This is a genomic window from Streptomyces sp. HNM0645, from assembly GCF_030056615.1.
Lineage (GTDB): Bacteria > Actinomycetota > Actinomycetes > Streptomycetales > Streptomycetaceae > Streptomyces > Streptomyces marianii.
In genome coordinates, this window is sequence record NZ_JASHLT010000059.1 from 1 (window position 1) to 20,256 (window position 20,256).

General features: G+C 73.8%; 18 protein-coding genes and 3 pseudogenes. 10 read left to right on the top strand and 11 right to left on the bottom strand.

From position 1 onward, the window contains the following. Positions 1-154 precede the first annotated feature (154 nt). Positions 155-1,009: an enoyl-CoA hydratase ChsH3 gene (gene chsH3 / locus QMZ92_RS31010; protein ID WP_283300895.1), complete on the bottom strand. Its 855-nt coding sequence runs from the start codon at positions 1,007-1,009 to the stop codon at positions 155-157. A 377-nt stretch (positions 1,010-1,386) separates the two neighbouring features. Between chsH3 and QMZ92_RS31015 the strand changes: the two are divergent. After that, a pseudogene (locus QMZ92_RS31015) lies at positions 1,387-1,857 on the top strand (response regulator); the annotation flags it as partial. A 214-nt stretch (positions 1,858-2,071) separates the two neighbouring features. On the opposite strand, the gene QMZ92_RS31020 reads toward QMZ92_RS31015, so the two are convergent. After that, positions 2,072-3,535 carry an MFS transporter gene (locus tag QMZ92_RS31020; protein WP_283300896.1) on the bottom strand — a complete coding sequence of 488 codons (1,464 nt, stop codon included), beginning with the start codon at positions 3,533-3,535 and terminating at the stop codon, positions 2,072-2,074. A 415-nt stretch (positions 3,536-3,950) separates the two neighbouring features. Between QMZ92_RS31020 and QMZ92_RS31025 the strand changes: the two genes are divergently transcribed. The 3 genes and pseudogenes from QMZ92_RS31025 to QMZ92_RS31035 form a co-directional block, all read left to right on the top strand. Then, positions 3,951-4,457: a hypothetical protein gene (locus tag QMZ92_RS31025; RefSeq protein WP_283300897.1), complete on the top strand. Its 507-nt coding sequence runs from the start codon at positions 3,951-3,953 to the stop codon at positions 4,455-4,457. A 148-nt stretch (positions 4,458-4,605) separates the two neighbouring features. Beyond that, positions 4,606-4,686: pseudogene (locus QMZ92_RS31030) on the top strand (hypothetical protein); the annotation flags it as partial. Between the two features lie 43 nt (positions 4,687-4,729). Next, a pseudogene (locus QMZ92_RS31035) lies at positions 4,730-5,101 on the top strand (serine hydrolase); the annotation flags it as partial. 373 nt (positions 5,102-5,474) lie between these two features. Here the strand turns inward: QMZ92_RS31035 and QMZ92_RS31040 are convergent. From QMZ92_RS31040 to QMZ92_RS31055, 4 genes are all read right to left on the bottom strand, one after another. Beyond that, complete coding sequence (locus tag QMZ92_RS31040) at positions 5,475-6,665, bottom strand: lipid-transfer protein (RefSeq protein ID WP_283300898.1); 1,191 nt, start codon at positions 6,663-6,665, stop codon at positions 5,475-5,477. Between the two features lie 72 nt (positions 6,666-6,737). Next, positions 6,738-8,951 (bottom strand): acyl-CoA dehydrogenase family protein, encoded by a 2,214-nt coding sequence (locus tag QMZ92_RS31045; RefSeq protein WP_283300899.1) that lies wholly within the window; start codon positions 8,949-8,951, stop codon positions 6,738-6,740. Between the two features lie 264 nt (positions 8,952-9,215). Continuing rightward, a complete protein-coding gene (locus QMZ92_RS31050) occupies positions 9,216-9,497 on the bottom strand; it encodes a hypothetical protein (RefSeq protein WP_093659431.1) in 282 nt (93 codons plus the stop codon). 122 nt (positions 9,498-9,619) lie between these two features. Continuing rightward, positions 9,620-9,889: a hypothetical protein gene (locus QMZ92_RS31055; RefSeq protein WP_283300900.1), complete on the bottom strand. Its 270-nt coding sequence runs from the start codon at positions 9,887-9,889 to the stop codon at positions 9,620-9,622. Positions 9,890-10,105: 216 nt separating this feature from the next. On the opposite strand from QMZ92_RS31055, the gene QMZ92_RS31060 reads away from it, so the two are divergent. The 4 genes from QMZ92_RS31060 to QMZ92_RS31075 all read left to right on the top strand — a co-directional run bounded on the left by QMZ92_RS31060 (position 10,106) and on the right by QMZ92_RS31075 (position 13,905). Next, positions 10,106-10,759 (top strand): class I SAM-dependent methyltransferase, encoded by a 654-nt coding sequence (locus tag QMZ92_RS31060; protein WP_283300901.1) that lies wholly within the window; start codon positions 10,106-10,108, stop codon positions 10,757-10,759. A 33-nt stretch (positions 10,760-10,792) separates the two neighbouring features. Beyond that, entirely contained in the window at positions 10,793-11,767 is a 975-nt protein-coding gene (locus QMZ92_RS31065) for an N-acetylmuramoyl-L-alanine amidase (RefSeq protein ID WP_283300902.1), read from the top strand. 206 nt (positions 11,768-11,973) lie between these two features. Continuing rightward, positions 11,974-12,771, top strand: a complete 798-nt coding sequence (locus QMZ92_RS31070; RefSeq protein WP_283300904.1) for a DUF5336 domain-containing protein — start codon at positions 11,974-11,976, stop codon at positions 12,769-12,771. A 123-nt stretch (positions 12,772-12,894) separates the two neighbouring features. Beyond that, the gene (locus tag QMZ92_RS31075; RefSeq protein ID WP_283300905.1) at positions 12,895-13,905 is read left to right on the top strand and encodes an LLM class F420-dependent oxidoreductase; all 1,011 of its coding nucleotides are present in this window, start codon (positions 12,895-12,897) and stop codon (positions 13,903-13,905) included. A gap of 483 nt (positions 13,906-14,388) precedes the next feature. On the opposite strand, the gene QMZ92_RS31080 is transcribed toward QMZ92_RS31075, so the two are convergent. Both QMZ92_RS31080 and QMZ92_RS31085 read right to left on the bottom strand, forming a co-directional pair. Then, entirely contained in the window at positions 14,389-14,814 is a 426-nt protein-coding gene (locus QMZ92_RS31080; protein WP_283300906.1) for a hypothetical protein, read from the bottom strand. Positions 14,815-14,953: 139 nt separating this feature from the next. Beyond that, positions 14,954-15,535, bottom strand: a complete 582-nt coding sequence (locus QMZ92_RS31085; protein WP_283300907.1) for a hypothetical protein — start codon at positions 15,533-15,535, stop codon at positions 14,954-14,956. 164 nt (positions 15,536-15,699) lie between these two features. Between QMZ92_RS31085 and QMZ92_RS31090 the strand changes: the two genes are divergently transcribed. After that, the gene (locus QMZ92_RS31090) at positions 15,700-15,993 is read left to right on the top strand and encodes a hypothetical protein (protein WP_283300908.1); all 294 of its coding nucleotides are present in this window, start codon (positions 15,700-15,702) and stop codon (positions 15,991-15,993) included. Positions 15,994-16,039: 46 nt separating this feature from the next. Here the strand turns inward: QMZ92_RS31090 and QMZ92_RS31095 are convergent, their stop codons facing one another. The 3 genes from QMZ92_RS31095 to QMZ92_RS31105 form a co-directional block, all read right to left on the bottom strand. Further along, positions 16,040-17,134: a prenyltransferase/squalene oxidase repeat-containing protein gene (locus tag QMZ92_RS31095; RefSeq protein WP_283300909.1), complete on the bottom strand. Its 1,095-nt coding sequence runs from the start codon at positions 17,132-17,134 to the stop codon at positions 16,040-16,042. After that, positions 17,131-17,862 carry a class I SAM-dependent methyltransferase gene (locus tag QMZ92_RS31100; protein ID WP_283300910.1) on the bottom strand — a complete coding sequence of 244 codons (732 nt, stop codon included), beginning with the start codon at positions 17,860-17,862 and terminating at the stop codon, positions 17,131-17,133. The genes QMZ92_RS31095 and QMZ92_RS31100 overlap by 4 nt, the downstream gene beginning before the upstream one ends. Positions 17,863-17,983: 121 nt before the next feature. Beyond that, positions 17,984-19,297 (bottom strand): glycosyltransferase family 4 protein, encoded by a 1,314-nt coding sequence (locus QMZ92_RS31105; RefSeq protein WP_283300911.1) that lies wholly within the window; start codon positions 19,295-19,297, stop codon positions 17,984-17,986. Between the two features lie 274 nt (positions 19,298-19,571). On the opposite strand from QMZ92_RS31105, the gene QMZ92_RS31110 reads away from it, so the two are divergent. Next, positions 19,572-20,207, top strand: coding sequence for a TetR family transcriptional regulator (locus QMZ92_RS31110; protein ID WP_138055570.1), 636 nt, complete (start codon positions 19,572-19,574; stop codon positions 20,205-20,207). The last annotated feature ends 49 nt before the right edge of the window (positions 20,208-20,256 follow it).

A 20,256-nucleotide genomic window follows, 5' to 3' on the forward strand; every position in this document is an offset into this window, starting at 1 on the left:
CCTCGGCGGCCAGTACTTCATCGAACGCACCGGCCGGGCCAGGCAGACCCGACGCCTGGTGAGCCAGCTCAACCAACTCGGCTACCAAGTCACCCTCCAAACAGAAGGAGCTGCCTGACCAGCGGCTACGGACACGGAACGGGGGATTTTCGAATCAGGTGTGGTCGACGACGGTGTCCGCGAGCACGGGTGCGTCGTCCCGCTCCACGGCCGTCACCGTCGCCTGTACGCGCCCGTCCCCCGCCCACATGCGGATGCGCAGGGTCTCCCCGGGGAACACCACTCCGGCGAAACGGGTGCCGTACGAGCGGACCCGGGTGACGTCCCCGCCGAGGAGCGTGTCGACGATCGCCTTGAGCGTCATTCCGTATGTGCACAGACCGTGCAGGATGGGTCGGTCGAAGCCCGCGAGCTTCGCGAACTCCGGGTCGGCGTGCAGCGGGTTCCAGTCGCCGGAGAGCCGGTAGAGCAGCGCTTGGCCCTCGCCGACGGCCCGTTCGACGGTCCGGTCCGGTTCGCGGTCCGGCTGCCCGGTGCCGACTGAGGGGCCGCGCTCGCCGCCGAAGCCGCCCTCTCCCCGGACGAAGATCTGCGCGTCGCTCGTCCACAGGGGCCCGTCCGCGTCGGCGGCCTCGGTGCGCAGCACCAGGACTGCGGCCTTGCCCTTGTCGTAGACGGCGGCGACGCGGGAGGTGCTGGTGGCCCGGCCCTTGACCGGGATCGGACGGTGGAGCGCGACCGACTGACCGCCGTGCAGCACGGCGGTGAGGTCGATGTCGATGCCGGGGGCGGAGAGCCCGCCGACCACGCTCATACCCGCTCCCGCGACGGTGGCGAAGCTGGGCAGCACGTGCAGCCGGGACTCGAGGGTGTAGCGCAGTTCGTCGGGGTCGGTGGCGGGTACGCCGGCGCCGAGCCCGAGGTGGTAGAGCTGGATGTCCTTGTGGTCCCAGCTGATCTCGGCGCTGCGGGGCTCCGCGGCGATCGCCTTGGCGGCATCGATGGGCATGGGGATGCTGCTCCTTGGTTCCTAGGCTCCCGGGGGAGTGGAAGACCTCGGTGCGGCCGTCCGCACCGTCGGCCACACCGAGGCCGTACGGGGCCGGCCGCTCCACGAGGCTGTTCTAGAACGCGTTCTAGGCCGGTTGGCCCCTATGTATAACGCACGCCCCATCACTTGTGAAGGCTGCTGACGCAGCGTCAGATCAGTGTGTCCGGCCACTCACAGGGGCCTTCGGGTCTCCGCCGGGCGATCCCGGGCCACCCCTCCGGCGCACCCGCGGGGGCCTCCGGGACTCCTCCCGAACGGAGCCCGCCCCCACATCCACCGGAACCCGAATCCCCGCACCCGGCACCCGACGGGCACTTCGGCCATATCATGATGCGATGGACGAAATGCCCCACGATCGGCGGTCCGGCAAGTCCGTCAGAGTTCTGCTCGCGGAGGACCAGGGGATGAGCGGCGGCCTCGCGCTGCTGCTCGGAATGGAAGCGGACATCGAGGTCGTCGCGCAGGTGGCCGCGGGCGACGCCGTCGTCGACTCGGCGCTCGTCACCCGGCCCGACGTCGCGCTGCTGGACATCGAACTGCCCGGCCTCGGCGGGCTGGACGCGGCGGCGCGCCTCCGGGACGAGGTTCCGGACTGCCGGGTCCTGATCCTGACCACGTTCGCGCGCCCCGGCGCGCTGCGGCGGGCGATGGAGGCGGGGGCGGCGGGATTCCTCGTCAAGGACGGACCGGTGGAGGAACTGGCGGACGCGATCCGCCGGGCGCTGCGCGGGGAGACGGTCGTCGATCCGGCCCTCGCGACGGCGGCGGGCGCGGAGCCGGGTCCGCGACCCCCTCGGGAGAGGGATGTGCGCGGCCGCCCCTGAGGGGGGCGACCACACGAAGCCCGAACCGGCAGGAACCGGCAGGGGAGCCGAGTGGGCGCCCGTCCTCGGACCGGTGCGGACCCGTGGGGGAACACGTCCCCGGGGTCGCATCCCGTCCGCGCGTGCGCCCCTCTGCCCCGTGCTCCCGAGCACGCATGCGCCCCGCGCCGGCCCGTGTCCCCGCACCACCCCGTGTTCAGGCCTGACGCTCACGGTCCTTCGGCAGCGACAGCAGCATCATCAGCACTCCGCCCAGCAGGATGCCGGTCCCGGTCCGGAAGGCCAGGGCGTACCCGGCCGTCAGCGCCTCGGGGGTCATCGAGCCGCCCGTACGGGCCGCCGCCACCGTCGCGAGGACGGCGAGGCCGAACGCCCCGCCCATCACCCGTGAGGTGTTGACCAGGCCGGAGACGAGACCCGCGTCGCCGGATGCGGCGCCCGAGGTGGCCAGGGAGGCGAGCGGTGTGCCCGCCAGACCCCCGCCGGCCATCATCACCATGCCCGGAAGCATGATCGCGGTCAGGTACGAGCCGTGCGCGTCCATCGTGGACTGCCACCCGAAGCCGGCCGCGGACACCAGCACCCCCAGCACGGCGACACGGCGCGCACCGGCGACGCGCATCAGCCGCGGGGCGAGCTTGGAGCCGAGGACGACCGCTAGCGAACTGGGCATGAGGGCGAGTCCGGCGGCCAGCGGGCTGTAGTGCAGTACGTTCTGGGCGTAGAGCGTCATGAAGTACCACATGCAGAACATCGCCGCGCCACAGCTGAACATCGCGGCGTTCGCCGCCGACACCGCCCGCAGCCGGAACAGCTTCAGCGGCATCAGGGGCGTCCTCGCGCGGGCCTCGACCGCGACGAAGGCGCCGAGCAGCGCCGGTCCGGCGAGCAACGGCAGCAGGGTCGTGGGAGCGGTCCAGCCGTCCTGCTCGGTCTGGACGATGCCGTAGGCGAGCGTCGCGAGTCCCGCGGTGACGAGGACGGCGCCCGGCAGGTCCAGCCGGCGACGCTCCCCCGCGCGGGACTCGGTGAGCCACCACGCGCCGAGGACGACGACGGCCGCGCCCACGGGCACGTTGATCAGCAGGGTCCAGCGCCAGGAGAGGGTCTCGGTGAGGACCCCGCCGACGAGTCCGCCCGCCGCCCCGCCGCCCGCACCGACGGCGGTCCAGGTGGCGATGGCCCGGGCCCGTGCGGGGCCCTCCGGCACGGCCGAGGTGAGCAGCGTCAGCGTCGAGGGGGCGAGGACGGCCGCGCCCAGACCCTGCCCGGCGCGCGCGGCGAGCAGGTGCCAGCCCTCCTGCGCGAGCCCGCCCGCCAGCGACGCGACGGTGAACACCCCCAGCCCCACCAGGAACATCCGCTTGCGGCCGTAGAGATCCCCGGCGCGCCCGCCGAGCAGCATGAACCCGGCGAGGACGATCGAGTACGCGTTGACGACCCACTGCAGCCCCGCGCTGCTCAGCCCCAGGTCGCTTCGCATCGACGGCAGCGCCGTGTTGACGACGGACACGTCCAGCACGACGAGGAACTGCCCGGCGCAGGCCGCCGGCACCACCGCCCACATCCGCTGCTCGGTGCGGTCGGTGCTTCCCGCGACCGCTACGGCTGGGCCTGAGATGCCGGACGGGGCACGGTGGGCGTGGGTCATGAGCGTCATGCTCCCAGGCACCTGTTCATCCGTACATCCTGATTTCGACGTACGAGACCGGGACTTTGGTCCTGGACCCCGGTCCCACCGGGCCGCGCTGCCCAGGCGGGCCGATGCGGGGCTCTCAGGAGAGGGGGGCCAGGTCGACGCTCGTGCCGGGAGCGGGGGCCTTCACGGGAACGGGCTGGTTCCAGTTGGTGAAGGTCGTGGTGACGGTGTTGCGGTCCTTGTTCCTCTGAACGAACCCAGGAGATCTCGTCCGGGTGCGCGGAAAGGGACACCCCACCCGCCGCGGCCGATCACACCGGCAACACTGGGGTCTTGACGCGTACCGCCGAGAAGATGGGTTCGATCAGTGGCAGCACAGAGCAGGCCGACCACGACGCCGCACGGACAGCCTGACGAAACACCGGACGGCGGCACGATGATAGGGCTCTTCTGGATCGACCGGGACGGCTGCTGGCTCGGCGCCCCGGCCGGCGCGGAGGGAACCGGCGTACGCCTGACCGACGAAGGGCTGACGCCCGTCGGCACACCGGCGGGCGACGCGCTGAGTTGGACCGGAATGGAACGGATGACCGTGCCCGACGCCCCCGCCCGCTCGGGCTTCCGGCGCGGCCTGCGTACCGCGATCGACGTGGCGACGAGCATCGCGGGCTTCGGCGGCCCGGACAGCGGGCACCGGATGACGGTCTCCGTCACCCACACCGGGGGGCGGAGCGAGTACGCCGTCCTCTCGGCCGCCGCGCCCGCCTACACCGAGCGGGAAGTCGAGCTCTCCCAGCGGCTTCTGGCCCGGTTCGTCGCGGGCGAACTGCGCCCGTCCGTGCTCACGGACTGGTGGAGGTCCGCCGGTTCCCGCCCCGCCCCGAAGCCGCCGGAGCGGGAGGCCGTCCTGGAGCGGCTGCTGGCCCGGCCGGCGCGCCCGTGAGTCCGCTGCTGCCCCGGCGCGCCGTACCGGAATGCGTGCTGCGCCCGGGGCGTGAATCCCGCACATCGCACGGCCACTCAGCGGACCGGTTCGTCGAGATCGGCTCGCTCCGAGGGTCCTCACCGGAACGGCCCTGACGCGCCTGGCCGTGACCGGACTGCTGGACGTCGACGACCCGGTGGAGCGGTGGCTGCCGGCAAGGCCCGCGTCCGGCATCACCCTGCGGCACCTGGTGGAACACACCTCCGGACTGCCCCGCACGCCCCTGGGGGGTGAAGCGCCTCAGCCGAGATCCGTACGCCGCGTTCACCCCGCAGGCGTTCAGCGAGACGCTCACCGGGCTCGACCGCCTCGCGACGAGCCCCGCCGGCCGGCGGCAGGAGTACTCGAACTTCGGGTACGCCGTCCTGGGAACGGCCCTCGCCGCCGCCGCGCAGCGCCCGTACCTGGAAATGTTGCGGCAGCAGGTCCTGGACCCGCTGGGTGTCGCCGACGAGGTGGCCGTCGCCCCTCCGGCCGAACGGGCCCTGCGGGCGAACGGCCCGTGCGGCGGGCACCGGACCACCTGGACGATGTGCGGGGCCATCCTGCCGGCCGGTGGTCTGTGGGCCACGCCCCGCGCCATGGCCGCGGTGGTGAGCGGCCTGCTGGTGGAGCGAAGGCTCGGCGATCCCTCCCCCGCGTGGCAGGAAGCGGGCCGGCTGCTGTGGCACAACGGAGCCACGCGGGACGCTTCCGTCTTCGCCGGGGCGTTCCCCGACACCGGGGACCGGGTGCTCGTACACCGCGTCGGCGGCCCACCGGACGCCACCGACCGGTTCGGCGTCGAACTCCTCGCCGACGCGCGGCCGGAGGGGCCGGCTCCGGAGCGGAGCCGGCCTTGGACGGCGACGCGGGGGACCGGGGGCCCCCGGGCCCGTTGGCGGGCTCAGGAGCGCACTGGTGCTCTCCGGAGCCGGTCCGGGTCCGCCTCCGCGGAGGACCGCTGCCCGGCGACCTGCTCCGGCGGATGCCCCCTCACGCCTTCCGCAGCACCGTCACCACCGCCGCGCCGCCCAGGCCGATGTTGTGGGCGAGGCCCGTGCGCGCGCCGGGGACCTGGCGCGGGCCGGCCTCGCCGCGCAGTTGCCAGGTCAGTTCCGCGGCCTGCGCCAGGCCGGTGGCGCCCAGGGGGTGGCCTTTGGAGATGAGGCCGCCCGAGGGGTTGACCACCCACTGCCCCCCGTACGTCGTCGCCCCGGACTCGACGAGCTTGCCGGACTCGCCGTCCGGGCACATTCCGAGCGCCTCGTACGTCAGCAGCTCGTTGATCGAGAAGCAGTCGTGCAGCTCGATGACGTCGACGTCCTCGATGCCGAGCCCGGACGCCTCGAAAGCCCCCCGGGCCGCGGCCCGGGACACGGGCGTGCCGACGACGTCGACGCAGGAGCCCGAGGAGAAGGAGTCGGCGGTGTCGGTGGCCATCGCCTGCCCGGCGATCTCGACGGCCTTGTCGTGGAGGCCGTGTTCGACGAGGAACCGTTCGGACACGACGACGGCCGCGGCGGCCCCGTCGGAGGTGGGCGAGCACTGGAGGCGGGTGAGCGGGGGGTGGACCGGCTTGTCGGCGAGGATCTCGTCCACCTCGTACACCGTGCGGAACTGGGCGTACGGGTTGGCGGCAGAGTGCCGGTGGTTCTTGGCGGCGACCGCGGCGAGCTGCCGCTCGGTGGTGCCGTGGCGTTCCATGTGCTCGCGGGCCGCGTTTCCGAAGATCTGGGCGGTGGGCGGGGTCCGCTCGAAGCCGTGGGCGGCAGCCATGATCCCGTAGTGACGGGCGACGGGTGAGGCGGCGAAGTCCCCACCGTCCGCTCCGCCGCCGAGCGCTCCCTTCCTCATCTGCTCGAAGCCCAGCGCCAGTACGCAGTCGCTGAGCCCGCCCTCGACGAACTGCCGCGCCAGCATGAGCGCCGTGGAGCCGGTGGCGCAGTTGTTGTTGACGTTGTAGACGGGGACTCCGCTGAGGCCGAGCTCGTACACCGCGCGCTGCCCGGCCGTGGACGGCTGGAAGCAGTAGCCGACCGGCACCTGCTGGACGAGTCCGTACGGGATGCCGGCGTCGGCGAGGGCCGCGGTACCGGCCTCCTTCGCCATGTCCGGGTACCGCCAGTCCCTAGACTCGGGCTTCTCGAACTTCGTCATCCCGACGCCGACGATGTAGCTCTTCACCAGAGGACTCCTTCAGTCTCGGGGCGATCGGTCGTGAGGCAGTCCGTCCCGGAGCGGTCGGTCGCGGGACGGTCAGTCGCGGGGCAGACCGAGCAGGCGCTCGGCGACGACGTTCAGCTGGACCTGGGTGGTGCCCCCCGCGATCGTCAGACAGCGGGACATCAGCAGTTCGTGGACGGCCCGTTCGCCCGGACCCTCGCGTACCGCGCCCTCGGCGCCCAGCAGCTCGAGGGCCAGTTCGGCGACCTTCTGCTGGTGCGTGGTCTGCACGAGCTTGCGCACCGACGCCCCCGGCCCGGGCTCCATGCCGTCCACCTGCTGCAGGGTGGTGCGCAGCCGGATGCAGCCGAGCGCGTGCGCCTCGGCGACGAGGGCGCCGAGGCGCACGCGGCAGGCGTCGTCGAGGCCGGGACTCCGCGCGATCATCTCCTCCAGCCCCGTGCCGAAGGTCAGCTGGTCGGCCATGTGCACGCGTTCGTTGCCGAGGGTGTTGCGGGCGACGCGCCAGCCGTCGTCCACCTCGCCGACGACGGCGTCGGCGGGCAGCACGGCACCGTCGAACCAGACCTCGTTGAACAGTGATTCGCCGGTGATCTCCCGCAGCGGCCGGACGTCGATGCCGGCGGTGCCCTTCATGTCGACGAGGAAGTACGTGAGTCCCTTGTGCCGGGGCGCCTCGGGGTTCGTACGGGCGAGGAGGATGCCGTGGTCGGCGCTCTGCGCGGCGCTCGTCCACACCTTCTGGCCGGTGATCCGCCAGCGGCCGTCGGGCAGGCGCTCGGCGCGGGTGCGCAGACCCGCCAGGTCGGAGCCCGCGTGCGGCTCGCTGAAGAGCTGGCACCAGCGTCGCTCGCCGCGCAGGGTCGGCAGCAGATAGCGGGCCTTCTGCTCGTCGGTGCCGTGGGCGATGAGGGACGGCACCACCCAGGTGGCGACGCCCAGGTCCCCGACGCCCACCCCGGCGGCCCGCAGCTCCTCCTGGACGGCGAGTTGCTGGAGCGGGCCGGCTCCGAGGCCGTACGGGGGCGGGAGGTGGGGGGCGGCATGGCCGGTGGGAGCGAGGAGACGGCGGGCCTCCACCGGGTCCAGCCCTCGTGCGGGGGCGACGGCCCGCCGGGCCCGCGCCCGGAACGGCGCGGCCTCCGGGGGGAGTTCGAGCCGCAGCTCACGGCGTACGCCGTCGGCGGCAAGCCGTACCGCGCGCAGGCGGTGGGCGTCGCCCGGCCCGAGGAGCTGCCGGGCGACGAGGGCGCGGCGCAGATGGAGGTGGGCGTCGTGTTCCCAGGTGAATCCGATGCCGCCGAGGATCTGTATGCAGTCCTTGGCGCAGCCGTACGCGGCGTCGAGTGCGGTGGCCGCTGCGAGCGCGGCGGCCAGACCCGCCCCGGGGCTTCCGTCGGGGCTCACGTCCGCGCTGCCGTCGGGTCCGTCAGCGCTGCCGCCGGCGGCGCGAGCGGCGTCCCAGGCGAGGGCCCGGGCCTGTTCGACGCGGACGAGCATGTCCGCGCACAGGTGCTTGACGGCCTGGAACCGCCCGATGGGCCGCCCGAACTGTTCGCGGACCTTCGCGTACTCGGTGGCGGTGTGCAGCGCCCACCCGGCCGTGCCGCATGCCTCGGCGGCGAACAGCACCGCCGCGAGGTCCGGCACAATCCCGGGTGGGGCGCCGAGGACGCGGTCCGCTGGAACGGTGACCCCGTGTGCGGTGACCTCGGCGGTGGGCCGGGTCGGGTCGGCGCTCGCGTGTCCCCGTACGGCGAGGTCTGTGGCGTCCACGGCGAGCAGGACCGGGCCCGGGCCGGCGGCGAGCACGAGCAGATCGGCGTCTGCACCGCCGAGCACGGGAGGCGCGGTGCCGTCGAGGAGGAGGGCTCCCCCGGCGGCGGCCGTCGCGGTGAGGCCACCGGTACCCAGTGCCACGGCGCCGACCCGGCGGCCGTCGGCGAGCGCCGCGGCAAGGTCCGGACGCCCGGCGCGCTCCAGTACGGCGGATGCCAGCACGTTCGGCAGGTACGGACCCGGCAGGGCGGCCCGTCCGGTCTCCTCCAGGACGACGGCGAGATCGAGGAGCGTGCCGCCTCCGCCGCCGTACGCCTCCGGCAGATGCACACCGAGCAGCCCCTGTTCGGCGGCACCGTCCCAGTAGGCCGGCCTCCCCCCGCCGGCCCCGGGAGCGTCGAGCAGCTCGCGAACCGCTTCGGGCGGTACGGCGCGGGCGAGCCAGCGGCGCACGGAGTCCGCGAGGGCGCGCTGTTCGTGAGTGATCGCGATGCTTCCGCTCCCCATGGAGCCGGAGAGTAGAACACGTTGCAATCTGACGGAAGGTCAGACGCGTGCTGGAATCGGCGTACGGCCGGAAAGGCGGTGCCGCATCCGGCCGGCGACGACGGCGCTGTGCGCGACGCGCCGGACGACACCCGCACCTCCGCGCGTACCCCTCGGACACCCCCGCATCCGTGCACGATCCGCGGACGGCCCGGACGCCTCCGTTCGGCGGGCGCCCCCGGCACCGCCAACGCGACGCGCACCACCGGCGCCGAGCGGACCGCCTCAGACGGGGAACGAGAACGCCCGGCCGCCGCCCTCCTTGACCGCCTCCACGGCCGCCTGGTGCACGGCCCGGCCCGCGTCCTCGTCGTCGGCGGGTACGGGGCTGCCCTGCACGGCGTACCAGTCGGTCGCCCCGGTGTGCTGCACGGTCACCTGCGCCAGGCCGTCGATCCACGTGGTGTGCACGGTCACGTCTCCCGTGATCGGACCACCTTCCGTGGTCATGACCCCGCCGGTGCCGGCGATGATCCCCTGAGTGGTCCACGTCGCCCAGGTGTCCATGGCGCCTCCGCAGCAGTCGTCGTCCCGGGTGGTCGCCGGGCAGCTCTCGTGCGTGTGTCCATCGTGTCCCCAATCCGGCGGGAGCACCCGTCGGCGCCCGGTTCGCCGCACGCGGGGCCCGTTCACCCGGTCGGGGCGCCGCCCGCGGTGCGAAGCGCCGTCGCCCCTCCCGTACGCGGGAGGCGCACCGGGAACGCCGCCGCGAGCAGCGCGAGGACGACGCCGGCCCACGTCGCGCGGCCGTCGGCGGCTCCCGCGACGAGCAGGACCGGGACGAGGTCGCGCGGGGTCGCGGACCACATCCCGACGCGCGTCTGCGACGTGGCGGTGAGGCCCGCCGATGACGGCAGGCGCCTGCGGAGGAAGCCCTCCCCTGGATGGACATGTCCCACGCCGCATGTCCCTCCGGGCAGCCGGACGGCCCGCGCTCCGCCCGCGCCCCGGCCTCCCCCGCCGGCCGCTCTCTCGGGAACGGCCGGAACGGCACCCCGGCCCCGCCCGGGCGGCGGCCCGCCGCGGACCCTACGATGTGACGTCCGGGTAGCCGGCGCCGTCCGGCCCGTTCGCTCCGCCCCACGTCAGCCCCACCCCGCCGCCGGAGGAATCCCATGGCCCCCGCCGCCCCCAAGCCGGAGATCCTCGCCGCGTTCGAGGCCGCCAAGGGCTTCATGCCCGTCGGCGAGGGCCTCGCCCTGTACGCGGCGGCCGTGGAGGCCGGGGCGCTCGGGCTGCCGCTGCTGGAGGTCGGGACGTACTGCGGCCGGTCCACGATCCTACTGGCGGACGCCGCGCGCGAGGCCGGGACCGTTGCCGTCACCGTCGACCACCACCGCGGCAGCGAGGAGCAGCAGCCGGGCTGGGACTACCACGACCCGGAGCTCGTGGACCCCGGGGCCGGGCGGATGGACACCCTCCCCACCTTCCGCCGCACCGTGCACGCGGCCGGGCTGGAGGACCACGTGATCGCCGTCGTGGGACGGTCGCCGCAGGTGGCGAAGGTGTGGGGCCGCGAGCTGGGCCTGGTCTTCGTCGACGGCGGGCACACCGACGAGCACGCCGCGAACGACTACGAGGGCTGGGCCCCGCACGTGGCCGGGGGCGGCCTGCTGGTCATCCACGACGTCTTCCCCGACCCGGTGGACGAGTGGACCGGCCAGGCGCCCTACCGGATCTACCTGAGGGCGCTCGCCTCCGGCGCGTTCACCGAGGTGTCGGCCACCGGCTCGCTGCGGGTACTGCGGCGCACTGGCGCCGGAATCTGAGGTACCGCCCCCGTCATCCCCTAGCATCGCGACGTGCCGTACGACCTGAACCAGCCGCCCCCGCCCCGGCCCCGCCTCCTCGCGTCCCGGGCCGGAGCCCGCGGTGGAACCGTCCTCGCCGTCGCCGCGCTGACGGCGGTGACGCTCGCCGGCTGCGGCGGTTCGGGCGGCCCCGGCGCCGCGCCCGCTCCCGGCGGCCCGGAGGGGACCGGCGCCGCGTCGTCCGCCGCACCGTCCGGCACCGCCCCCGCGGGCGCCGGCACCCCGGCACCCCGGGGCCCGGACACCCCGGAGACGCCCTCCGGGGACGCCAAGCCCTCCACTCCGGGCAGGGGCCCGCTCGCGGGCAGGGTCGTCGTGATCGACCCGGGTCACAACCCGGGGAACTTCCGGCACGCCCGCGAGATCAACCGGCCCGTGGACATCGGGACGAACCGCAAGGAGTGCGACACCACGGGCACGGCCACCAACGACGGTTACACCGAGGCCGCATTCACCCTGGATGTTTCACACCGTCTTCGCACCCTGCTGGAGAAGCAGGGCGCAACGGTGCGATTCACCCAGGACGACGACCGGGCGTTCGGCCCCTGCGTGGACGAGCGGGCGCGTATCGGCAACGAGGCCGGAGCCGACGCGGTGGTCTCGATCCACGCCGACGGCTCGGGCAGCGGCAACCGCGGGTTCCACGTGATCCACCCCGCCCTGGTGAAGCGCGGTGCCGCCGACACCACGGGGATCGTCGGCCCGTCCCGCGAACTGGCGGAACGCATCGCCGGGAAGTTCGTGCGGGCCACCGGCAGCGCGCCCGCCAACTACGTCGGCGGCTCAACGGGGTTGGACGAGCGCGGGGATCTCGGCGGACTGAACCTGTCGACCGTTCCCAAAGTGTTCGTCGAGTGCGGGAACATGCGTGACGCGAAGGACGCGGCCCTGCTGAGGAGTTCGCAGTGGCGCCAGAAGGCGGCGCAGGGGATCGCCGAGGGCATCGGCACCTATCTGCTGGGGTAGACCAGGGCGGTAGACCAGGGCGTCAGCACCTACCGCCCGGGGCGGACGGGACAGGCGATAGATTCGTCCCCGCCGGGGACGGGGGTCTCACACCGGTTCTCACCGGCACCCGTACGATGGGGCCACCCCCGAGCCTCCGCGCGTGCACCGCCGACCGGCGGCACCGACGACCGCCACGACGAGACGCAACCGACTAAGGACTACACGTGAACATCCGCTCCCTCACTCGAGGCGATGGCGTGGTGATCGGAGCAGCGGTGGTGCTGTTCATCGCCTCGTTCCTCGACTTCGTCAGCGTCGACTGCCCGAGCGGCGTCGACTGCTCCTCGGCGGACCTACCGAACGCCTGGGACTCGCTGGGCACGGTGATGTCCGTCTACCTCGGCGGGATCATCGCCGCGGGGCTGATCATCGCCGGCCGCGCCATGCCGGGGCGCAAGGTCGTGGGCCTGGACGTCGCGCAGCTCGGCGTCGCCCTCAGCGTCTTCGCCCTCTGGACGATGTTCTGGACGATCCTCGACATCAACGGCGACGCGGGCGCGGGTGCGATCCTCGGCCTGCTCGGCACCCTGCTGCTGGCCGCGGGCGCGATCGCCACTCCGCTCGTCCCCGCCCTCAAGGCCCCCCTGGTCGGCGCGCCCAGGCCGCAGACCCCGCAGCCCTACGGCGCCCAGCCGCAGGGCGGTTACGGCTACCCCGGCGCCCAGCAGCAGCCCTACGGCGGCCAGCCGGGGCAGCAGCAGCCGTACGGGGGCCAGCAGCCCGGCGGCCCCGCGCAGGGGCAGCCGCAGGGCGCCCCTGCCCAGGACTTCTCGCCGTTCTGGTTCGCGGTGCCGGTGGCCCGGCCGCTGTACGCGGAGGACGGCTCCCCGACGCCGATCGCCGAACTGGCGCCCGGCACCTGGTACCTCGCGGTCGACCAGCGCGGCCCGGCCCTGGTGGCGCAGACGCAGGACGGCCGGCGCGGCGTCCTGCAGGACACCACCGGCATCCAGCGCGGCTGACCCGCCGCCCACCCGGCGCACAGCGCGGCCCCTCGCCCTTTCCGGGCGGGGGGCCGCTGCCGTACAGTCGGCCACGAACAGCGAACTGACGGAGCGTCAGAATTCCTGGAGGGGGCTGGCCCCATGCGGCTCGGACTCGCACTCGGCTATTGGGGGCGCGGCCCGGACCCCGCGCAGACCGACCTCGCCGTGGAGGCGGAGCGGCTCGGCTACGACTCCGTGTGGACGGCCGAGGCGTGGGGCTCTGACGCGTTCACCCCGCTCACCTGGATCGCCGCGCGGACCACGCGGATCCGGCTCGGTACGGCGGTGGCGCAGATGGCGGCCCGTACACCCACGGCCACGGCCATGCACGCGCTCACGCTCGACCACCTCTCGGGCGGGCGGATGCTCCTGGGACTCGGGCTGTCGGGACCGCAGGTCGTCGAGGGCTGGTACGGGCGGCCGTTCCCGAGGAGCCCGCTGACGGCGACCCGGGAGTACGTGGACGTCGTCCGCCAGGTCCTGCGCCGCGAGGGTCCCGTGGAACTCGACGGCCGCTTCCACGCCCTCCCGTACACCGGGGAGGACGGCACCGGCCTCGGCAAGGCGCTCAAGCCGATCACCCACCCCCTGCGGGCCGGGCTGCCGGTGCTGCTGGGGGCCGAGGGCCCGAAGAACATCGCGCAGACGACCCGGATCGCGGACGGCTGGCTGCCGCTGTACTGGTCGCCACTGCGGACGGGCGTCTACGAGGCGTCGCTCACCGAACTGCCCGAGGACTTCATGATCGCGCCGATGGCCCGTGCCCACGTATGCGACGACGTCGCCGAAGGGCTGCTCCCGGTCAAGGCGATGCTGGGCTTCTACATCGGCGGCATGGGCCACGCCGCCCGCAACTTCCACGCCGATCTGATGGCGCGCATGGGCTACGAGGCCGAAGCCCGGCGCATCCAGCGGCTGTTCTCCGAGGGCCGCCGCGAGGAGGCGGTCCTCGCCGTACCCGACGCCTTCGCCGACGAGATCTCGCTCGTCGGGCCGCGGGAACGCATCGCCGAGCGGCTGGAGTCATGGCGCACGGGCCCGGTCACGGACCTGCTGGTGACGGCGCCTGATCCCCGCACCCTGAGGGTCCTGGCGGAGCTGAACGGCTGAGCCCTGCCGCCCGCAGAACGGCGCCGTCCGCCGGGAGGGCGGGGCGCGAAGCCTCCGGCACGTGCGTTCGCGTGGCGACAGCGCGGGGAAGCACCTGGAGCTACCTCGACATGACCGCGCTGGGAGGGTCCGCCCCGTACCGGGCGTGGACCGACGGAGCCGACGGCTCCGCGAACGGGCGTGCCGGACGGCGCCGGCCAGGCGGGACCGGACGGTCCCGACGGGCGGCGCGTACGGCGGGCGGGACCCCGGCCCGACCGTGCGGCTCTCGCGAGGCCGCTGCCACGCCTGGGGGCGGCGTCAGGCGACGCTCACCCCGACGCGACGCCCGGCACGGCGACTCGCGGCGCTGCCGCATCAACCGAACAGGCCCACCACGAGGTCGATCCGGCGCCCTGCGATCCTTCCCCTCGGCCCGGCGGGCCGAGGGGAACCCCGTGCACCGGACCGCTCCTTGACGGGCAGATCTTGCCCGACACGGCACTAGAAGCGCCCGCCGGTCATACGGGTGACCGGGCCGTGGCCGCTGCGCTCGGACCGCCGGCCCGCGAGGTAGGAGACCGCGCCCAGGGCCGTGGCTCCGGCGGTGGCACCCGCCGCGACGAGCTTGCGGGCCTTCAGGACCGTCCAGGCGGTCGTGGCGACGGACGCCACCTGCCCGGCGGCCGAGCCGGCGCCCTTGAGGGCGGTGGAGGCCACGGAGCCCGCCGTGGTCACGGCGCGCGCGGTGCCGCTGCCCGCGGTCTCCGCGGCCCGGCCGGCCGAACTCCCCGCCGACTCCGCCTTCGACGCGGTGCTCTGCGCCGCCTTCGCCGAGGACTCCTTGGCCTTGGCGGTGGTCGCCTTGGTCGTCTTGGTGGCACGGGTCGTCGTGCCGCTGCCGTTGTCGTTCGCGCTTGAGTTGGTCATGGCGTTCGAATTGCCGCTTCTGCCGGACACAAACGGGCGGCGTCGAACGGACCGTGGACCGGGCCCTGTTCGGCCGGACCGCGCCCGGCCGGCCCCGGGCACCACCGGGACGCGTCCGGGGGCCCGCAGCCGGTCCGCGTCAGCCGCCGCTCAGTTGGGTGGCCGACGGGACCTTCTCCTTCACCACCGCTCCGGCACTCCGGCCGGCGTCCTTGACCTGGTTGACGACGTCCTCGAGAGCACCGATGTCGGCGTCGCCCACCTGCCCCTTGCGGATCTTGGAACCGAGGCCCTTCAGCGACTCGATGCCCGCGCTGACCGGCGCGATCGCCTTCGCCAGCAGCGGGTCGCCCTTGGCGTTGGTCGCCGCCGCCTTGAGCCTGTTGTACGCGAACGCGCCCGCCAGGCCGGCCTTCACGAGCGCGGTCTTCTGGCCCTCGGCGCCCTTCTGGAACTTCCCCGCACGATACGGCTTGACGATCCACTGGTAGACCGCCCCCGCCGCGAGCCCCGCGTTCGCCACGAAACGGGTCTTGGCGAACTTCTGCGCCTCCACCGCGTCCGTCGGCGTGGCCGCGGCGCCCGCCTCGTCGTCGCCGCCGCACGCCGTGGTCCCGCCCAGCAGCGCGCAGCACAGCAGCAGGGCGACGGCCGCCCGGCGCAGCCGCCGGCCCGTCCTGGTGGGCGACCGGTGGGCGGTCGTCGTTCCCGGAGTGGACATGGCAGTCCTCCCTGACCTCCCCGAGCCGGCTCCCCCGCGCCCGGCCTCCCCGGACCGCCCCGCCCGGAGGCCTCTCGCGCCAGCGTCGCCCAGCACCGGCCGCCCCGCCACTCGGGCGAATCCCTCCCGGGTTTGGTTCAACGGAGAACGGCAATCCGGTTGCCATGTCTCCCCGCAGAAGTGGTAGCAATCAGGCGGCGACGATCATCGTGGTGGTCGCCGATGTGATGGCCGTCATCATCGGCCTGTGGGTCCTGATGTACCTGCTGGACGCGAACCGCGCCAACGACCTGGTCATCCTGATCCGGGACGTGGCCGGCTGGCTCGCCGGCTGGTCGCACGACCTGTTCACGTTCGACGAGGCGTGGGCACGGGTCGTGGCGGGCTACGGTCTCGCCGCGGTCGTGTACCTCTTCGTCGGACACGCCGTGGCGGGCCGGCTGCGCCGCCACGGCTGACCTCTCCCCGCGCGGCCGGGACGCGGACCCGCGGCCGGTGACGGACCTACCGGCAGCACTCCGGTTCGAGGCCGCGCGGCAGCCGCTCCCCGCCGAACACCGCGGTGGTCGCCTCGTCGCCCCCCAGGGCGGCCACCGCGAGCAGCAGCGAACCCGCCGTCCAGGTGGTGAGTTCCTCGGGCCACACGGCGCGGTCGCCCTCGAAGACGTAGCCCGTCCAGTACATCCCGCCCTCGGCACGCAGGTGCTGGACGGACTGCAGGATCTCCAGCGCCCTGTCGGACTCCCCCACCGCCCAGAGCGCCAGGGCCAGTTCACAGCTCTCCCCGCCCGTCACCCACGGGTTGGGCAGCACGCACCGCACGCCGAGCCCGGGGACCACGAACGCGTCCCAGCCCGCTTCGATCCTGGCCTTCGCCTGGTCGCCGGTGACGGCGCCGCCGAGGACGGGGTAGTACCAGTCCATCGAGTAGTGGGACTTGTCGAGGAAGCGCTCCGGGTGGCGGCGGATGGCGTGCCCCAGGGCTCCGGTCGCCAGCTCCCAGTCCGGCTGCGGCTCCTCGCGCTCCTCGGCGATGGCGAGGGCGCAGCGCAGCGCGTGGAAGACGGACGAACTCCCGGTCAGCAGCGCGTCGTCGACCGCCGCCCCGCCGTCCTCCGGTGCCTCCCGCTTCCAGCCGATCTGGCCGCCGGGCTGCTGGAGGCGGAGCACGAACTCGATCGCCGCGTGGACGGACGGCCACATCCGGTCCAGGAACACGTCGTCGCCGGTCGCCAGGTAGTGGTGCCAGACCCCGACCGCCAGGTAGGCGCAGAAGTTGGTCTCGCGCCCACGGTCGGTGGGCCGGTCGGCCTCGCCGTCGTGGTACGCGGCGTACCAGGAGCCGTCCTCGTTCTGATGGCGTGCCAGCCACTCGTAGGCGCGGGCCGCCGCGGAGTGCTCGCCCGCCGCGTCCAGCGCCATGGCGGCCTCCGTGTGGTCCCACGGGTCCAGATGGTGCCCCCGGAACCAGGGGATCGCCCCGTCCTCGCGCTGGACGGCGAGGATGCCGGCGACGGTCTCGGCGGCCTGCTCGGCCGTGAGGACCCCGGGCAGGACGAGATGCTCGGTGCGCCCTCGGCGGCGCCAGGGCACGGTCACGCGTCGGCCTTCGGCAGGTGCGGCTTGGTCGCGTACACCACGAAGCTCTTGCCGACGAGCGGGTTCAGCGCCTGCTCGGCGACCCTGGTGAGCAGGGGCTTCTTCATGATGTCCCAGACGAGGAGCTTGTGGTACGCGCGCACCGGCAGCGCCTTGTCGTTGTCGACGCCGAACGCGCACTTCAGCCACCAGTACGGCGAGTGCAGCGCGTGGGCGTGGTGGGTGCCGTACGGTTTGAGGCCCGCCTCGCGGATCCTGCCGAGGAGTTCGTCGGCCCGGTAGATGCGGATGTGGCCGCCCTCCACCTCGTGGTACTCGTCGGACAGCGCCCAGCAGATCTTCTCGGGGCCGTAGCGGGGCACGGTGACGGCGATCCGGCCGCCGGGCTTGAGCACCCGGACCATCTCGGCGAGGACGCCCTTGTCGTCCGGGATGTGCTCCATCACCTCGGAGATGATGACGACGTCGAACGACTCGTCGGGGAAGGGCAGGTTGAGCGCGTCGCCCTCCATCGCGGTGGCGCTCGCGCCCTCGGGCGCCTCGCCGGCCTCCTTCATCGCCGCGAACCACCGCGCGACCTCGCGGATCTCCTCGCCGTTCTGGTCGAGGGCCACGACCCGGGCTCCGCGCCGGTAGCACTCGAACGCGTGCCGCCCGGCACCGCAGCCGAGATCGAGCACACGGTCGCCCGGGGCGAGCGGAAAGCGGGTGAAGTCGACGGTCAGCACGAGGTCTGCCCTTCCGGGTGGGTCACGGCGCCCTCGCTGGGGGCGCGCCTTGCAGATGGTGCGGACCCGCCGTCCGCACCCGCGGAGCGGGTCCTCGCCCGCGGTGCGGAACGCCGGGTGCTCATCGGGCACCGGCCGCGGCCGGGCGTGCCGCGATGGCCTCGCGGTAGAGCTCCGCCGTGCCCTGGGCCGCACGGGTCCAGGTGAACCGGGACAGGACGCGGTTGCGCCCGGCCGTGCCGATTCGGCGGCGCAGTCCCGCGTCCCCGAGGAGCCGGCCGAGCGCGCCGGCGAGGGCGTGGGCGTCGCCGGGCGGCACGGCGAGGCAGGTTTCGCCGTCGGCACCGGTGACCTCCGGGATGGCGCCGCCGGTCGTGGCGACCAGCGGGGTGCCGGTGGCCATCGCCTCGGCGGCCGGCAGCGAGAAGCCCTCGTACAGCGACGGCACACAGGCCACCTGGGCGCTGCGCACGAGGTCCACCAGCTCCTGGTCGGAGATGCCCTTCACGAACCGCACGGCGTCACCGAGCCCGTACCGCTCGATCATCCGGGCCACGGGTCCGTCCTCGGCGCGCTTGCCGACCACGACGAGATGGGCGTCCGGCTGCTCGGTACGGAGCTCGGCGAGCGCCTCCACGAGGTACACCAGGCCCTTGAGGGGCACGTCGGCGCTCGACGTCGTCACGATCCGGCCGGGCACCTCGGCCACCGACGGGTCCGGCGAGAAGAGATCGGTGTCGGCGCCGATGTGCACGACCCGCAGCCGCTCCGGCCGCACGCCCAGGTGCTCCACGATCTCCTGTTCGGAGGAGCCGGAGACGGTGAGGACGGACGGCAGCCTGCGCGCGACCCGCTTCTGCATCCGGGTGAAGCCGTACCAGCGGCGCACCGACGCCCGGCGGCGCCAGTTCTGCGCGGCGTCGAGTTCGAGCTGCCGGTCGACCGTGATCGGGTGGTGGATGGTGGTGACGAGCGGTGCGCCGAGGTCGCCCAGCAGTCCGTACCCGAGGGTCTGGTTGTCGTGGACGACGTCGAACTCACCCCGGCGCGCGAGCAGATGGCGCCGTGCGCGCAGCGAGAACGTCAGCGGCTCCGGGAAGCCGCCCGTCCACATCGTGGCGACCTCGACCCCGTCGATCCAGTCGCGGTACTCGCCGCGCCCCGGGGTGCGGAAGGGGTCGGGCTGCCGGTACAGGTCGAGGCTGGGCAGCTCGGTGAGCGTCACGCCCTCGTCGAGCACGGGGAAGGGCTGGGCGCCGATCACCTCGACGCTGTGGCCGAGGCGGGCGAGCTCCCGGGACAGATGGCGTACGTAGACGCCCTGGCCCCCGCAGAACGGGTTGCCCTTGTAGGTGAGGAGCGCGATGCGCAGGGGTCGGTCACCGGCACCGGACGCACCCCGACGGGGCCCGGCCGCTATGGCCTCAGCGGTCACCTACGGCCCCCTTCTCACTCCACTTTCGCCGGAGCGTAACCGCTCGCGCTAATCTAGAACAAGTTCCACACTTGATCGTTCTTGATCGCTCAAGGAGCATCGAATCTACCGGCAGGTAGCGCTGCTGTAAGGCCTGGATCAGGTGATTCGCGCCACGGCGCGGAGCCCTGCCATGCTGGCCCTCCGGCAGCTCCCGGAACGGAAACGCAGCACGGATCCGGACAGCGGGCCGGGAAGGGCCCCTGGGCCGGGGACGGGGACGGGGACGGAAGAGATGAGCGCGGAAACCAGGCCGGCCGTTCCGGCGACCCCGCCCCTGACGGAGCGCCAGGAGGCCAGGCGCCGCCGCATCCTGCACGCCAGCGCGCAGCTGGCCAGCCGGGGCGGCTTCGACGCCGTGCAGATGCGTGAGGTCGCCGAGGCGGCCGGTGTCGCGCTCGGCACGCTGTACCGCTACTTCCCCTCCAAGGTGCACCTGCTCGTGGCCACGATGCAGGACCAGCTCCAGCATCTGCACACCACCCTGCGCAAGCGCCCGCCGGTCGCGGACAGCGCGGCGCAGCGGGTGGCCGAGACCCTGATGCGGGCGTTCCGCGCGCTGCAGCGCGAACCGCACCTCGCGGACGCGATGGTGCGTGCGCTGACCTTCGCCGACCGCAGCGTCAGCCCCGAGGTGGACACGGTCTCGCGCCAGACCACGGCGATCATCCTGGACGCGATGGGCCTGGAGGACCCGACGCCCGAACAGCTCTCCGCCGTCCGGGTCATCGAGCACACCTGGCACTCGGCCCTGATCACCTGGCTGTCCGGTCGCGCCTCGATCGCCCAGGTGAAGATCGACATCGAGACGGTCTGCCGCCTGATCGACCTCACGGCCCCGGGAAGGCAGCCGGGCCGGCGGACCGGCTGAGGCCGGCCGGCCGGCCGAGGCGCCGAGTGGCGGACCGACCGGAAGCCGC